The organism is Streptosporangium sp. NPDC001681 (genome assembly GCF_040298085.1).
Taxonomy (GTDB): Bacteria; Actinomycetota; Actinomycetes; order Streptosporangiales; family Streptosporangiaceae; genus Streptosporangium.
Map to the genome: position 1 here is coordinate 1 of NZ_JBEOZN010000193.1, position 14,918 is coordinate 14,918.

Sequence of the window (14,918 nt, forward strand, 5' to 3'; positions counted from 1 at the left end):
CTCACGGACGAGAGCTGCCGACGCGCCGCCCGGTGGACGTCCGCATCCGCGACTGGCGGGAGGTCTACGAGGACTTCCCCAAGCCCGCGCTGACCAAGCAGGCGGCGCGATGCATGGACTGCGGCATCCCGTTCTGCCACAACGGCTGCCCGCTGGGCAACCTGATCCCCGAGTGGAACGACCTGGTCTACCGGGAAGACTGGCAGGAGGCCGTCGAGCGCCTGCACGCCACCAACAACTTCCCGGAGTTCACCGGCCGCCTGTGCCCGGCTCCGTGCGAGGCGGCGTGCGTGCTCGGTATCAACTCCGACCCGGTCGCGATCAAGCGGGTCGAGGTCGAGATCATCGACCGCGCCTTCGGCGAGGGCTGGGTCACCCCCCAGCTCCCCGCCTCGAAGACCGGTAAGCGGGTCGCGGTCGTCGGCTCGGGCCCCGCGGGCCTGGCCGCCGCGCAGCAGCTCACCCGCGCCGGGCACGACGTGGTGGTGTTCGAGCGCGCCGACCGGATCGGCGGCCTGCTCCGCTACGGCATTCCCGAGTTCAAGATGGAGAAGCGGCACATCGACCGCCGGCTCGCCCAGATGCGGGCCGAGGGCACCGAGTTCCGTACCGGCGTCAACGTCGGAGTCGACATCACGGCGGCGCGGCTGCGTGCGGAGTTCGACGCGATCGTGCTGGCTGGCGGCGCGACCCAGTGGCGGGACCTGCCCGTCACCGGGCGCGACCTGAAGGGCATCCACCAGGCGATGGAGTTCCTGCCGCCCTCCAACAAGGTCCAGGAGGGTGACTTCCCGGTCTCGCCGATCAGCGCCGAGGGCAAGCACGTCGTCGTGATCGGTGGCGGCGACACCGGCGCCGACTGCATCGGCACCGCGATCCGGCAGGGGGCCGCCTCGGTCACCCAGCTGGAGATCATGCCCCAGCCCCCGGCGGAGCGCCCCGGCAGCCAGCCGTGGCCCACCTTCCCCATCCTGTTCAAGATGGAGAGCGCCCACGAGGAGCTGGCCGACGGCGGCGGCGACCGGGTCTACGCGGTCTCCACCACCGAGTTCGTCGGCGACGCCGACGGCAACGTCAGGGCGCTGCGCCTGGTCGAGGTGGAGGGTCCCGGCACCGGGTTCAAGCCGGTGCCCGGCTCGGAGCGGGAGATCCCCGCCGAGCTGGTCACCCTGTCGATGGGCTTCGTGGGACCGGAGAAGAAGGGCCTGCTCACCGAGCTCGCCGAGGTCGCCGAGGGCGAGTTCTTCGACGCCAGGGGCAACGTCGCCAGGGACAGGGGTTACATGTCCTCGGTCGACGGCGTCTTCGTCGCCGGGGACATGGGCCGCGGCCAGTCCCTGATCGTGTGGGCGATCGCCGAGGGCCGCTCGGCCGCCTCGGCCGCGGACCGCTACCTCACCGGCCAGACGGCCCTGCCGGTGGCGATCCCGCCGACCGCGAGGCCACTGGTCTGAGCACAGCCGGTCTGAACACTGAGTAGGTTGTATTTGGTCCGTGTATGTCACGGCCGGTATGAGCACGTCATGGCATTCCCGGGTGCGGCGCCGCCCGCCGCACCCGGGAACGCCGTGTGTACCGGCTGTTTCACTGACCCCTTCACGGAAAAATGCGCAGAGCGGATGTTGAGTTCGCTTTGTCGCACGTATCGCTGAAGGATAAATTTTCGTGATCAGGCCAGGTGCGGAGGATCGATGAGACGCGGGATCAGAAGCCTGACGGGCGCGGGAACGGTTCTCGCCCTGGCGGCTACCCTCACGGCGGGAGCCCTGGACGGCGGGGTCACCACGGTCGCGAGCCAGGCCCGCGAGTACCTGGTCTTCTACGCCGACGGCGCCCACGACCGCGCGATCGACGCGATCGACGCGAGCGGCGGCACCGCGCTGTCCACGGAGACGAGGCTCGGCTACGTCGTCGCCAGCGGCCCAGGCTCCCGGTTCGTGGAGAACCTCGCCGGCAGCGACGCCGTCGTGGGCGTCTCCTCCGACCGCAGGATCGGCTCCGCCACCGCGATCCCCGGGACAGGAGCCCCCGCGGCCCTCGGGCAGAGCGGTACTCCAGGCATCCGGGAGACCGGAATCGGCGCACCGGAGCCGCTGGCCGAACGCCAGTGGGACATGAAGATGATCGGCGCCACCGCGGACGGCTCCCACGCCACCGCCCCCGGCAGCAAGAAGGTGCTGGTCGGCGTCATCGACACCGGCATCGACGGCAGGCACCCCGACATCGCCCCCAACTTCAGCTACGCCCTGAGCCGCAACTTCGTGACCGACCGGCCCAAGGACCCCAACGGCAAGCTCCTCGACGGGCCCTGCGAGTTCAAGGACTGCAAGGACCCGGTCGACTGGGACGACGACGGCCACGGCACCCACGTGGCCAGCACCATCGCCTCGCCGGTCAACGGCCGGGGCGTCGCCGGAGTCGCCCCCGGGGTCACCCTGGTGAACCTGCGCGCCGGCCAGGACTCCGGCATGTTCTTCCTCAAGCCCAGCATCGAGGCGCTCACCTACGCCGCGGACGCCGGGATCGACGTGGTCAACATGAGCTTCTACGTCGACCCGTGGCTGTTCAACTGCAAGGCCAACCCCGCCGACTCCAAGGCCGAGCAACTGGAGCAGCGCGGCATCATCACCGGCATGCAGCGCGCCCTCGACTACGCCCGCAAGCGGGGCGTCACCCTCATCAGCGCCATCGGCAACGGCTCCACCGACCTCGGCAGGCCCAAGACCGACGAGAGCAGCCCCGACTATCCCAAGGAGTCCGAGCGCACCCGCAAGATCGACAACTCCTGCCTCAACATCCCGGCCGAGTCCGAGGGCGTCATCTCGGTCTCCGCGGTCGGCCCGACCGGGCGCAAGGCCTACTACTCCGACTACGGCATCGAGCAGACCGACCTGTCGGCACCCGGCGGTGACGAGTTCGACGGCGGCCCCTCCTACGACACCACCAGGGGCATCCTGGCCGCCGCCCCGGAGAACGCGCTGCGGGCCAAGGGGCGGATCAGCGCCGACGGCACGCCGAAGGACACGTCGATCATTCGGGAGTGCCGTGACAACGTCTGCGCCTACTACCAGTACCTGGTCGGCACCTCCATGGCCGCCCCGCACGCCACCGGCGTGGCCGCCATCCTGATCAGCCGCTTCGGCAAGCCGGACAAGAGCGGCCTCACCATGCCTCCCGGCGACGTCCAGCGCCTGCTGTACGCCACCGCCACGAGCAAGGCCTGCCCCTCGCCCCGCAAGTACGTCTACAAGATCGACCTCGTGGCGGACGAGGTTCACAAGTGCGAGGGTTCGAAGGCGCGCAACGGCTTCTACGGCCACGGCATCGTCAACGCCGCCAAGGCGGCCTCCGTCACCCCCTGAGGCCCCGTACAGCCGCCGCCGGAACCCGTCTCCGGCCCGGCGGTCGGGTTCACCCCGCCCATGCCACCGGGACCGTCGAGGGGTTCGGCCGCCGACCACGCGGCGGGGGCGGGTGAACGCCAGGCCCACCAGCGCGCCCGCCGAAAGGAGCCACGCCAGAGGCCGCCCCCGGCCACCTCGCACACCGGAGGGTCCAGCGGCCACGCCCTCCGCCGTCGGCTCGGCCACCGATCCTGCCGTGCCGGAGTGACCCGCGCTCGCGGTGACGGCCAGCATCCCCTCCACCGCCTGCGGCATGATCAGCGCCCACCTCGACCACCGTGGTTCTCTGCGCACATTCATGGCCACACCCTGCGGAGACCAGCTCAATGCCCGCTTGGCGTCCGATGAGAACGCCGGCCGCAGGGGCGGGCTCCGGAGGGGCTCCCCGGCGGAAACCGTGCCCCGTTATGTTCGTTTTGTCACGTTCAAAAGAGGATCAACAGGCGGGTGGAGCGGTCAGGCCGGGGAAGGAGAACGGTTCTCCGGCTCCATCTCGTCACTGTGAGGACCCATGAGACTTCTAGCGCGCCCACACCAGCTTCCACCCCGAACCGCCGCCGGTGTGCTCATCCTGAACTCGGGGCTGAGCAAGTGGTCCGCCGACGAGGAGACCGCCGCGGGGGTCCACGGGATGGCGGTGGGGACCTACCCGTTCCTCAAGAACATCAAAGCGACGCGGTTCGTGAGACTGCTCTCCACCGCGGAGATCGCCCTGGGCACGGCACTGCTGGTCCCCGTGGTGCCCTCGCTGCTGGCGGGCGCCGGGCTGACCGCCTTCGCCGGAGGGCTGCTCGGGCTCTACCTCAAGACACCGGGCATGCGGGAGGAAGACAGCCTGCGCCCCACCCAGCAGGGCATCGTCCTCGCCAAGGACGTCTGGCTGCTGGGCATCGGCGCCGGACTGGTCGTGGAGGAACTCGTCTACGAGTGACCCGCACCTCCGTCCCGTCCGGTCCGTCCCGTCCGGGGAGCGGGGCCGAACCGAGGGGCCTCCGGCACCCGCGCTGTGGAACCTGAGGTCGCCAGGGGAGCGGCCCGGGCAGGCGGGGATCTGTGCACCTGATGAGAAAGATCGCGGTGCGGGTGACGTGCGGGGCGATTCGCAACCTTCCGTTCACCCAGGGTAGCGTTGTGTCACCGAATTTTTCATCGCTGCTATGACCAACGTCACGACCAAGTGGTCTGTACCAATTAGGGTGGGATCCGTGACTCGTCGCGCGAAAATCGTCTGCACTCTCGGCCCCGCCACCTCCTCTCCCGAACGTCTCCGCGAGCTGATCGCGGCCGGGATGGACGTGGCCCGTTTCAACCTCAGCCATGGCAGCCACGAGCTGCACAAGGAGGTTTACGACAGGGTGAGGGAGGCTGCCGCCGAGCTCGGACGTGGCGTAGGTCTGCTGGCCGACCTCCAGGGCCCCAAGATCCGGGTCGGCAAGTTCGAAGAGGGCCCCGTCCGCCTCGGCTTCGGTGATGTCTTCACGATCACCACCGAGGAGGTCCCCGGCGACCGTGAGCAGGTCTCCACCTCCTACCTGGGGCTCCCCAAGGACGTCCACCCCGGAGACAGCATCCTGGTCGACGACGGCCGGGTCCGCCTGGAGGTGACCCGGGTCGAGGGCCAGCGCGTCACCACCCGCGTGATCATCGGCGGCATGATCTCCGACAACAAGGGCCTCAACCTGCCGGGCGTCAACGTCAGCGCCCCCGTCCTCACCGACAAGGACGAGACCGACCTGCGCTGGGCCCTGCGCACCGGCTTCGACCTGGTCGCGCTCTCCTTCGTCAGGCGTCCCTCCGACGCCGACGTGGTGCGCAACATCATGGAGCAGGAGGGCATCCGCCTCCCGCTGCTCGCCAAGATCGAGAAGCCGCAGGCGGTGGAACGGCTCCCCGAGATCATCGAGGCCTTCGACGGCATCATGGTCGCCCGCGGCGACCTCGGCGTCGAGCTGCCCCTCGAAGAGGTGCCCATCGTGCAGAAGCGGGCCATCGAGCTCTGCCGCGAGAAGGCCCGCCCGGTCATCGTCGCCACCCAGATGCTCGACTCGATGATCACCGCACCGCGCCCCACCCGGGCGGAGGCCTCCGACGTCGCCTACGCCGTCATGGACGGCGCCGACGCGGTCATGCTCTCCGGGGAGACCTCGGTCGGCAACTACCCCATCGAGGTCGTCGAGACCATGAGCCGCATCGCCACGACCGCGGAGAAGAGCTCACTCCAGGCCACCCACAGCCTCGACCGGCTGCCGGAGACCACCGGCGGCGCCATCGCCCGCGCCGCCGCCGAGGTCGGCGCCATCGTCGGAGCCAAGGCGCTGGTGGCGTTCACCATGTCCGGTGAGACCGCCCGCCGCCTGGCCCGCTACCGCTCACCGATCCCGCTGCTGGCCTTCACCTCCGCCAGCCACGTCCGCAACCAGCTCGCGCTGACCTGGGGCGTGGAGACCTTCGAGGTGCCGTTCGTCCACCACACCGACGACATGGTCCGCCAGGTGGAGGCCTCGCTGCTGGCCCACTCCCGCCTGGAGAAGGGCGACAAGGTGGTCATCGTCGCCGGCTCCCCTCCCGGCACCGCGGGCTCCACCAACGCCCTGCGCGTGCACACCATCGGGGCGGCGGTCTCCAACCCCTCCTGATCGACACACCAGCGTACGGCCACCGCTCCGGCGGTGGCCGTACCCGTCTTCGCCGGCCGTCCTCCGACGACCGGCGAACCTCAGATCCCCGGAAACACCCGCCGCAGGTCGTCCAGAGTGACGCCGTCACCGGTGACGGTCACCGACGGCGGGGTGTGCTCGGGAGCCAGCCTGCCGCCGAGCAGACGCACCCACGCCTCCGCCGGGAGCGACAAAGTGTCGGCAGGCTCGGGGACCTCGCTGAAGCCGACGGTCTCACCGAGAGTGAGGCCCAGCACCCGCTCGGGGTCACTCGTCTCGACCCGGAGGGTCGTGGCAAGGCGCGGATCGAGGGCGTCGGGCCTGCCCAAGAAGCCGATCATGAAATCAAGCGGCCCGGAGTACAGATCGGTCAGCACCCCGCTCGTGTCCGGCGCCACGCTGGCCGCCGGGTCGAAGGCGACCATGATGTCCCAGGAGTGCAGGGCGGCCTCGTTCAGCCGCATCCCGGCCACCAGAGCGACATCGCCGGGCGCGGGCAGGAAGCTCAGCTTGACCCGGAGCCGTTCGCGGGCGCCCGCGTCGAGACCCTCGAAGGTGGAGACGATCTCCGCATCCACGACGAGGAAGTCCTTGGCCTGCCCCTCAGGGTCCTTCGCGTTCCAGCGATCCCAGACCTCGTGGTTGAAATCCTGGCCCGGAGTGTCCTGACCGCCCAGCGCCGCCCGCAACGCCGCCAGACCGATCTCGGCGCCGCTACCGAGGTGGCTGAGCACCTGGGCGACGGTCCACTCCGAACAGGCCGAAGGCCGGGTCAGGTCGGCGGCGTCCAGGCCGCGGACGAAGGCCGCCAGCCCGTCATGGGTGGCGCGCAGGGCCGCGATGGTCCTGTCAGCGAGTGTGCTCATGATTCTCCTACCGGGATGGGTGGTCGCCCCGGACCCGCACCGATTCCTACCCGCCGTCGCCCGGGTCACCATCATCCTGCCCCGCACCCGGCACTCACGGTCAGGCCCCCTCGTACTCCCACGTCCGCAGCGCTATCGGCCGGCCCTTCTCCTCAGCGGGAACCGGTGGCGCGTCCGTCAGGCGGTACCCCGCCGCACGGGCCACCGCCACGCTCGCCGCGTTACCCGCCTCGATCTCCAGCAACAGCCGCGACACCCCGACCGTGTCACGGGCGAACCCCGTCATCACCCGCACCGCCCCCCGCGCCAGCCCCCGCCCCCGGAAAGCGGCCCCCACGCTGTAACCGATCTCCGCGACATCCAGGCCAAGACCGCTCAACATCAGCAACACCTCACCCATGGGCTCACCCCCGTCCACGGTGATCGCCAACTGCAGCCGCTCCCCGGCTGCCCGCCGCTGCCGGGCACGTTCCAGATAGGCCCGTGCCGCCTGCGGGCCGAACGGCGAGACCAGCGGCGTCCAGTACGCCACCTCGGGGTCGTCGAACAGCTTCACCATCGCCCCCAGGTCGCCGTCCTCCCACTCCCGCAGCACCACCCCGTGCCCGCGGAGCCGCACCCCCTCCGGAAGGCGCACCCGCCCGGCACCGGGACCGCTCAGCTCCGCCTGGCCGTTCTCCACGATTCCCACGCATCCCCCTCCGTCACGCCGTCTTGCGAGCAACCTACTCGCCCACCGGGCCGCCCCTCGCCGAACCACCTCAGTACTTCGGCCCCACGAACTCGTCCAACCGCTCAACGGCCGCTCGCCTGGCCACGGAGATGGTGTTGTAGCGCGAATAGCGCCAGGCCACGTCAAGTAGGTCAAGTGCTTCACCGCATAGTTCGAGGATGTCCTTCGACTCGTTCTTGAAGAGGTAACGCGGGTACTCATACCAGTGATCGCTGCCGTTGAGGTGATGACGAACACGGTTCATGCCTCGATATCCATCCGAGTGCATCAGACCCCGGACGCATCGACCTGGATGCATCTCGAAGATCTTCCTCTGCCAGCCTTCCAGCGAGATCTTTCGTAGATGCTTGCGTCCAGGACCATGTTGAGGAAAGAGACATGTCCAGTGTTTTGAGTGGCTCTGGATCTCCACACAGCCACTTTTCTGTCGGCGGCCTACCGAAGAGGTAGGCATCACAGCGCTCATCACCCCGGCCGCTTCTTCTATAAGCCCTGGCCAGGTTTCGCAGCAGGCTAGGGAAAGCCGATAGACACCTTTGCGGCACAGCACAATGTGGCCGTCACCGAGGTACAGCCCCAGAAGATAGGCATAAGCTGCCTCGTCGAGCGGTCGCTCGTGGCAGCGGGGACAGGAGCGGTGTCGTCTGCGGTCCTCGTCTTCGTGGGCTCTTCGTGCCCCGGTTCTCCATTTCTGGACCGCTCCAATGGAGACGTTGCAGAGTTCGGCGACTTGCCGGTCGATGAGGCCAAGCGTCGAGAGGTGGAGAGCGCGGTCGACGGTTTCGCGGGGGTGCATGGGACCACCATGCCAAGCGCTACCGACAGTTTTCGTAGCGCTACGGATCGCGTTGGAAGTGGCTGAGCCGGTCGATCTCGTCGACCGGCTCAGCTAACTGTGCCCCGAGTGGGATTCGAACCCACACTGAATGGATTTTGAGGCCATCGACTCTGCCGATTGGTCTATCGGGGCATATTTCCGGACTTGTCCGGATCCTGCTGTGCCAGCTAAGAGCTTACCTAGAAGTAGATCGCTTTCGGTAGCTGGCGTGGTTCCAATCTAGCGGACGTCGGTACTCTCTTGCTCGTGAGTACGCAGCGGCGAGTGGTGATCGCGGAAGATGAAGCACTGATCCGTCTCGACCTCAAGGAGATGTTAGAGGAAGAAGGATACGAGGTCGTCGCGGAGGCCGGGGACGGGGAGTCGGCGGTCAAGCTGGCGATGGAGCAGCGGCCCGATCTGGTGATCCTGGATGTGAAGATGCCCGTCCTGGACGGGATCTCGGCGGCCGAGCAGATCGTGTCGCAGCGGGTCGCGCCGTGCCTCATTCTCACGGCCTTCTCACAGCGTGACCTGGTGGAGCGGGCGAGGGACGCCGGTGCGATGGCGTACCTGGTGAAGCCGTTCACGAAGTCGGATCTGGTGCCGGCGATCGAGATGGCGGTCAGCAGGCATCAGGAGATCGCCGCGCTGGAGCGGGAGGTCGGGACGCTCTCCGAGCGGTTGGAGACGCGCAAGCTGGTGGAGCGGGCGAAGGGTCTGCTGATGGAGCGGCACGGGTGGAGTGAGCCGCAGTCGTTCCGGTGGATTCAGAAGGCGTCGATGGATCGCAGGCTGAGCATGCGGCAGGTTGCGCAGATCGTGGTCGCGGACGCGGATCGGGGCGGGGGCGGCTCCGAGATGGGGGCGGAGGAGCCCTGAATCGGACTCTCCGGTTCTTTTCGCAGGCCCGTGCCTGTCGGGGGTGTGGCTCGCGGAGGAGGCGATGTGGACTTTCCGGGGGCCGGTGTGATGGCCGTTGGGGCGGCGAGGTCGCCGGTGACCATGGCTTTTGCGGCTGATAGCCGAAAAGGATCGGTGTTATAAAGAAACGGTAACGGCGGGCCGTCCTGTATCGACCCGTGACATCGGCTGGCTGTACTAACCGACACAACCCCCTGGCCACCCGCCAGGGAAGGGCATCTGTGAACCCGGTCCTGACGAGGGAACGGGCGAAAGGAAGGCAACCTTGCGGCCTAAGACTGCACGCCTCGGTGGAGTGCTTGCCGCCGGTGTGGCGCTCACCCTCGGTCTCGCTGCCTGCGGTGACGGTGGTACGGAAGCCACGCCGGCTGAGGGTGGCTCCAGTGCTGCCGCCCCCGGTACCATCAAGCTTGGCTTCATGGGGGACCTGACCGGCGCCAATGCCGGCATCGTCATTCCCCCCCGGAACGGTGCGAAGCTCGTCATCGACGAGTACAACAAGACCAACCCGGCTGTGAAGATCGAGCTGGTCGAATACGACAGCCAGGCGGACCCGTCGAAGGCGGTCGCCCTGGCCCAGCAGGCGATCAAGACCGACAAGATCGTCGGCCTGATCGGCCCCGCGTTCTCCGGTGAGTCCGCCCAGGTGGCGCCGGTGCTGGAGGAGGCGAAGCTGCCGAGCGTCTCGGCGTCCGCCACCAACGCCGCGCTGTCGGCGAACGGTTGGAAGTACTGGCACCGGGTGCTGCCGAGTGACAACGTTCAGGGCCCCGGTATCGGTGACTTCATCGCGACGGGCCTCGCCGCGAAGAACGTTTTCGTCATCGACGACAAGTCCGAGTACGGCAAGCCGCTTGCCGACGCGGTCAAGGGCGCGCTTGAGGCCAAGAGCGTGAAGCTGACGACCGACTCGCTTGACCCGACCGAGAGTGACTTCTCCTCGGTGGTGAACAAGGTCGCGGCCGCCAAGCCTGACGCGATCTTCTTTGGTGGTTACTACGCCGCGGGCGGCAACCTGCTCAAGCAGCTCCGCGACAAGGGTGTCAAGGACGCGAAGTTCCTGTCCGGTGACGGTTCGCTGGACAAGGGTCTGATCGACGGCGCCGGTGCCGCGAACGCCGAGGGCGCGCTGGTCGGCTGCCCGTGCTACATCGCGACCCCGGATGTGACCGACGCCAAGGTGAAGGCGTTCGCCGACTCCTACAAGGCCGCTTACAGCGCGGACCCGGCGATCTACGCGGCCGAGGGTTACGACGCCGCGACGGTCTTCGTCGAGGCGATCAAGGCGGGCAACACCACTGCTGAGAAGATCAACGAGTTCATCTCCACGGTGGACTTCGCGGGTGTCTCCAAGCAGGTCAAGTTCGAGGCCAACGGTGAGGTCTCGGCGAAGGACATCTACATCTACCAGGTCAAGGATGGTGCCATCGGCCTGCTGGGCAAGGCCACCGAGGCCAAGCTGGGTTAGTCCGGCGCTGAAGGAGATTAGGTAGTCGGCGCGTGAGAAGCGGGAACGCGCAGCGCGTTCCCGCTTCTCGCGTACTTCCAGAGAGTCCACGAGGTTCTGCTGGAGGCGGTGTGCTACCCGGAAGTGCAGGCGACCCCCGCTAGAAGTGGTAAACCCTAGTGCTCAATGACTTCATCAATCAGTTCTGGCCGGCGACGATCGACGGCCTGGCCTTCGGCTCGATCTACGCCCTGATCGCGCTCGGCTACACCATGGTGTACGGCGTGCTGCGGCTGATCAACTTCGCGCATTCAGAAGTTTTCATGATCGGCACGTTCGGCGCGATGCTGGTGCCGTTCGTGTTCGGCATCAACTCGGCGCTGACCGGCATCGCGTTGGTCGGTGTCGTGTTGGCGATGATCCTGGCCGGCATGCTCGCCTCGGCGGGCACCGCGATCACGCTGGAGCGGATCGCCTACCGGCCGCTGCGCAAGCGCGGCGCGTCCCGGCTGGCGGCGCTGATCTCGGCCATCGGCGCCTCGATCTTCCTCCAGGAGTTGTTCGCGCTCCTGGTGATCCCGAATGTCTTCAACCGTCCGGAGCAGGGTCGTATTCAGATGGCTCTGCCCCGGCTGATGGAGCGGAGCGAACTTTTCTCGATCTTCGGGCACCCTGTCCGGATCGACCAGATATTCGTTATCCTCGCGGCGATCGGCATGATGATCGCGCTGGACGCCCTGGTGAACCGCTCGAAGATCGGCCGAGGTATTCGCGCTACCGCGCAGAACCCCGAGGCGGCCGTTCTGATGGGCGTCGACATCAACAGGATCGTCCGGATGACCTTCCTCATCGGCGGCGGCATGGCCGGTGTGGCGGGTGCGCTCTATCTGATCTCGTACGAGAACACGCACTACTTTGTCGGATTCCTCTTCGGTATCAAGGCGTTCACCGCGGCGGTCCTGGGTGGCATCGGCAACCTGCGCGGCGCCCTGGTGGGTGGAATCACGCTCGGGCTGGTGGAGAACTACGGAGCCATCTTCTTCGGCTCCGACTGGAAGCACGTGATCTCCTTCACCATCCTCGTCTTGGTCCTGATGTTCCGCCCCACCGGAATCCTCGGTGAATCACTCCAGCAGGCGCGCGCATGAACCAGAATAATTTCCTGGCAGGTTTCCGCCATGCCCTCGACCGCCTCGGCGATGTCGTGGCGGGTATCCGTAGTGCTCTCGGCCGCTTCGGCGACGCCATGCACGATCGCTGGCTGAGCACTCCCGGCTGGCAGCGCTGGACGCTGTACGTGCTCCTGATCGTCGGGGCGCTGCTGCTGCCGTCGGAGAGTCTCGCCCCCTTCATGTCGCCCTACACCGACTGGGCGAGCATCCTGTTCTTCCCGATCGGGACGTATGTGGTCCTGGCGATCGGCCTGAACGTGGTGGTCGGTCAGGCGGGTCTGCTCGACCTGGGTTTCGTCGCGTTCTACGCCGTGGGCGGTTACGCGATGGCGCTGATCGGTACCCGGCTGGGCTGGAACTTCTGGCTCATCCTGCTGGTCGGCATCGGGATCTGTGCCCTGTCGGGCCTCACGCTGGGCGCTCCGACGCTGCGGTTGCGCGGTGACTATCTGGCGATCGTCACGCTGGGCTTCGGTGAGATCATTCGTATCACCGCCCGTAACACCGACGAGATCGGTGGCCCGAACGGCATCCGCGGCATTCCGCACCCGCCGAGCATCGAGGACTTCCAGCTCTTCGGGATCAACTTCTCCGAGGTGTTCGGGGTGGATCCGCTCAAGTACGGCGTGCTGGACCCGCGTCCCTACTACTACCTGCTGGTCGCGCTGGCCGTCGTCGTGATCATCCTGGTCAAGCGCTGGGAGAAGAGCCGGGTCGGGCGTGCCTGGGCGGCGATCCGTGAGGACGAGGACGCGGCCGAGGTCATGGGCGTGCCGACGTTCCGCTTCAAGATGCTCGCCTTCGCGATCGGTGCCTCCATCGGTGGCGCGATGGGCGTGCTGTGGGCGGCGAAGGCCATCTCGATCAACCCGAACGACTTCCAGTTCCTGCTGTCGGCGACGATCCTGGCCGCGGTGGTCATGGGTGGTTCGGGCAACCTGCCGGGTGTCATGCTGGGTGCCTTCCTGGTGGCCTGGCTGCCCGAGCGGTTCCGCGGCCTGCAGGAGTACCGCATGCTGATCTTCGGCGCGGTGCTGGTGGCGTTGATGATCTTCCGTCCGGAGGGTCTGCTGCCGTCGCGTCAACGCAAGGCGGAGTTGCAGGAGGGAACAGGCGGGATGGGTACGCTCGGGGCCGAGGTTCCCGGGCCCGATTCGCAGGTTGAGGAGGTGGCTTCCAAGTGAGCGCCGAGGTGAATCCGGCCACTGTGACCTCGGAGGTGGCACAGCCGGAGCGGAGCGGCCGCACCATGTTGGAGCTGCGGAACCTCGTGATGCGGTTCGGCGGTGTCACGGCGCTGCGCGAGGTCGACCTGACCATCAAGGAGGGGGAGATCTTCGCGCTCATCGGCCCGAACGGCGCCGGCAAGACCACGGTCTTCAACGTGGTGACCGGGGTCTACCAGCCGACCGAGGGCGAGGTCCGGTTCCTGGACGAGAAGATCAGCGGCGTCAAGCGCTTCAAGATCACAAAGCGGGGTATCGCCCGCACGTTCCAGAACATCCGCCTGTTCCACAACATGACGGCCATCGAGAACGTCATGGTGGGCGCGGACGCGCACCACAAGTCGGGCATGGTCAGCGTGGCGCTGGGGCTTCCCTGGCACCGCAGGGCCGAGCGCGACGGGCGTGCGCTGGCGATGGAGCTGCTCGACTTCGTCGGCATCTCGCACCGCGCGCAGGATCACGCCAAGAACCTGCCCTACGGTGACCAGCGCCGTCTGGAGATCGCCCGCGCCCTGGCGACCAACCCGAAGCTGCTGCTGCTGGACGAGCCCGCCGCCGGTATGAACCCGGCGGAGAAGGTGGCGCTGCAGCAGCTCATCCGGGACATCCGGGACGCCGGGCGGACGATTCTGATCATCGAGCACGACATGAGCCTCATCATGGGCATCAGTGACCGCATCGCGGTGCTGGACTTCGGCCAGAAGATCGCCGATGGCCTGCCGGACGAGGTGCGGACCGACCCCCGGGTCGTCGAGGCGTATTTGGGAGCTCCCGCCGATGCTTCTTGAGGTCAAGGACATCCATGTCCACTACGGCAAGATCGAGGCGCTCAAGGGCATCTCGGTCGAGGTGAACGAGGGCGAGATCGTCACGCTCATCGGGGCGAACGGGGCGGGTAAGACCACCACCCTGAAGACGATCTCGGGCCTGCGCCCGCTGTCGTCGGGGCGCATCACCTTCGACGGCAATGACATCAGCAAGATGCCCGGTCACCAGCGGGTCGTCGCGGGTCTGGGGCAGGCGCCCGAGGGCCGGGGCGTGTTCCCGGGCATGACGGTGCAGGACAACCTGCTCATGGGCGCCTACACCCGCTCGGGTGATTTCAGCGCAGACCTGGACGAGGTCTACGAGCTGTTCCCCCGCCTGCTGGAGCGCAGGACCCAGATGGGCGGCACGATGTCCGGAGGTGAGCAGCAGATGCTCGCCATCGGCCGCGCGCTGATGGCCAAGCCCAAGCTGCTCCTGCTCGACGAGCCGTCGATGGGTCTGGCGCCGCTGATCGTGCAGCAGATCTTCTCGATCATCGAGGAGATCAACCGCCGGGGCACCACGGTGCTGCTGGTGGAGCAGAACGCCCAGCAGGCGCTGAAGCTGGCCCACCGCGCCTACGTCCTGGAGACCGGGCAGGTGGTCAAGAGCGCGCCCGCGGACGAGCTGCTCAACGACCCGGCCGTGCAGGCCGCCTATCTGGGCGGTGGAGCGGCGCACGACCTGGTCGAGGAGGCGGCGGGTGCTCCCGGCTCCGCCTCCGCTTCGGAGGAGCCGGCCTGATCCGTGCCTTCCATGGCAGGGGGCGGGGCCCCCCCCCGGGGGGGGCGGGGGGGCCCCCCGGGCCCGGGGGGGGCGGGCCCGGGGGCCCCCCCCCCCGCGGGGGGGGGCCCCCCCCCCCGGG

General features: G+C 67.8%; 13 protein-coding genes and 1 tRNA gene. 10 read left to right on the forward strand and 4 right to left on the reverse strand.

Annotated features, from left to right (window positions below):
• The first annotated feature begins 14 nt into the window (after positions 1–14).
• The 4 genes from ABT130_RS44405 (at position 15) to pyk (ending at position 6,040) form a co-directional block, all read left to right on the forward strand.
• Positions 15–1,454 (forward strand): glutamate synthase subunit beta, encoded by a 1,440-nt coding sequence (locus ABT130_RS44405; protein WP_350966041.1) that lies wholly within the window; start codon positions 15–17, stop codon positions 1,452–1,454.
• 237 nt (positions 1,455–1,691) lie between these two features.
• Positions 1,692–3,362 (forward strand): S8 family peptidase, encoded by a 1,671-nt coding sequence (locus ABT130_RS44410; protein WP_350966030.1) that lies wholly within the window; start codon positions 1,692–1,694, stop codon positions 3,360–3,362.
• A 553-nt stretch (positions 3,363–3,915) separates the two neighbouring features.
• Entirely contained in the window at positions 3,916–4,335 is a 420-nt protein-coding gene (locus ABT130_RS44415; RefSeq protein ID WP_350966032.1) for a hypothetical protein, read from the forward strand.
• A gap of 274 nt (positions 4,336–4,609) precedes the next feature.
• Positions 4,610–6,040, forward strand: a complete 1,431-nt coding sequence (pyk, locus tag ABT130_RS44420) for a pyruvate kinase (protein ID WP_350922764.1) — start codon at positions 4,610–4,612, stop codon at positions 6,038–6,040.
• Between the two features lie 80 nt (positions 6,041–6,120).
• Here the strand turns inward: pyk and ABT130_RS44425 are convergent, their stop codons facing one another.
• The 4 genes from ABT130_RS44425 to ABT130_RS44440 form a co-directional block, all read right to left on the reverse strand.
• Positions 6,121–6,927, reverse strand: coding sequence for a maleylpyruvate isomerase family mycothiol-dependent enzyme (locus tag ABT130_RS44425; RefSeq protein WP_350966033.1), 807 nt, complete (start codon positions 6,925–6,927; stop codon positions 6,121–6,123).
• A gap of 100 nt (positions 6,928–7,027) precedes the next feature.
• On the reverse strand, positions 7,028–7,618 hold the full coding sequence (locus ABT130_RS44430; protein ID WP_350966035.1) for a GNAT family N-acetyltransferase: 591 nt from the start codon (positions 7,616–7,618) through the stop codon (positions 7,028–7,030).
• Positions 7,619–7,688: 70 nt separating this feature from the next.
• Positions 7,689–8,456 carry a helix-turn-helix domain-containing protein gene (locus ABT130_RS44435; RefSeq protein ID WP_350966037.1) on the reverse strand — a complete coding sequence of 256 codons (768 nt, stop codon included), beginning with the start codon at positions 8,454–8,456 and terminating at the stop codon, positions 7,689–7,691.
• 100 nt (positions 8,457–8,556) lie between these two features.
• Positions 8,557–8,630: transfer RNA gene (locus ABT130_RS44440), tRNA-Leu, on the reverse strand.
• Positions 8,631–8,744: 114 nt separating this feature from the next.
• On the opposite strand from ABT130_RS44440, the gene ABT130_RS44445 reads away from it, so the two are divergent.
• The 6 genes from ABT130_RS44445 to ABT130_RS44470 all read left to right on the forward strand — a co-directional run bounded on the left by ABT130_RS44445 (position 8,745) and on the right by ABT130_RS44470 (position 14,797).
• A complete protein-coding gene (locus ABT130_RS44445) occupies positions 8,745–9,359 on the forward strand; it encodes an ANTAR domain-containing response regulator (protein WP_350922756.1) in 615 nt (204 codons plus the stop codon).
• Between the two features lie 352 nt (positions 9,360–9,711).
• A complete protein-coding gene (locus ABT130_RS44450; RefSeq protein WP_350966045.1) occupies positions 9,712–10,869 on the forward strand; it encodes a branched-chain amino acid ABC transporter substrate-binding protein in 1,158 nt (385 codons plus the stop codon).
• 158 nt (positions 10,870–11,027) lie between these two features.
• Positions 11,028–11,996 carry a branched-chain amino acid ABC transporter permease gene (locus ABT130_RS44455; protein ID WP_350922754.1) on the forward strand — a complete coding sequence of 323 codons (969 nt, stop codon included), beginning with the start codon at positions 11,028–11,030 and terminating at the stop codon, positions 11,994–11,996.
• Positions 11,993–13,204: a branched-chain amino acid ABC transporter permease gene (locus tag ABT130_RS44460; protein ID WP_350966039.1), complete on the forward strand. Its 1,212-nt coding sequence runs from the start codon at positions 11,993–11,995 to the stop codon at positions 13,202–13,204. The genes ABT130_RS44455 and ABT130_RS44460 overlap by 4 nt, the downstream gene beginning before the upstream one ends.
• Positions 13,201–14,034, forward strand: coding sequence for an ABC transporter ATP-binding protein (locus ABT130_RS44465; protein WP_451935899.1), 834 nt, complete (start codon positions 13,201–13,203; stop codon positions 14,032–14,034). Before ABT130_RS44460 ends, ABT130_RS44465 begins: the two co-directional genes overlap by 4 nt.
• Positions 14,024–14,797: an ABC transporter ATP-binding protein gene (locus ABT130_RS44470; RefSeq protein ID WP_350922749.1), complete on the forward strand. Its 774-nt coding sequence runs from the start codon at positions 14,024–14,026 to the stop codon at positions 14,795–14,797. Before ABT130_RS44465 ends, ABT130_RS44470 begins: the two co-directional genes overlap by 11 nt.
• Positions 14,798–14,918 lie beyond the last annotated feature (121 nt).

Coding starts and splice junctions, on each gene's coding strand:
- ABT130_RS44410 (WP_350966030.1), top strand. CDS start 1,692: ATGAGACGCGGGATCAGAAGCCTGACGGGCGCGGGAACGGTTCTCGCC.
- ABT130_RS44415 (WP_350966032.1), top strand. CDS start 3,916: ATGAGACTTCTAGCGCGCCCACACCAGCTTCCACCCCGAACCGCCGCC.
- ABT130_RS44425 (WP_350966033.1), bottom strand. CDS start 6,927: ATGAGCACACTCGCTGACAGGACCATCGCGGCCCTGCGCGCCACCCAT.
- ABT130_RS44435 (WP_350966037.1), bottom strand. CDS start 8,456: ATGCACCCCCGCGAAACCGTCGACCGCGCTCTCCACCTCTCGACGCTT.
- ABT130_RS44460 (WP_350966039.1), top strand. CDS start 11,993: ATGAACCAGAATAATTTCCTGGCAGGTTTCCGCCATGCCCTCGACCGC.
- ABT130_RS44470 (WP_350922749.1), top strand. CDS start 14,024: ATGCTTCTTGAGGTCAAGGACATCCATGTCCACTACGGCAAGATCGAG.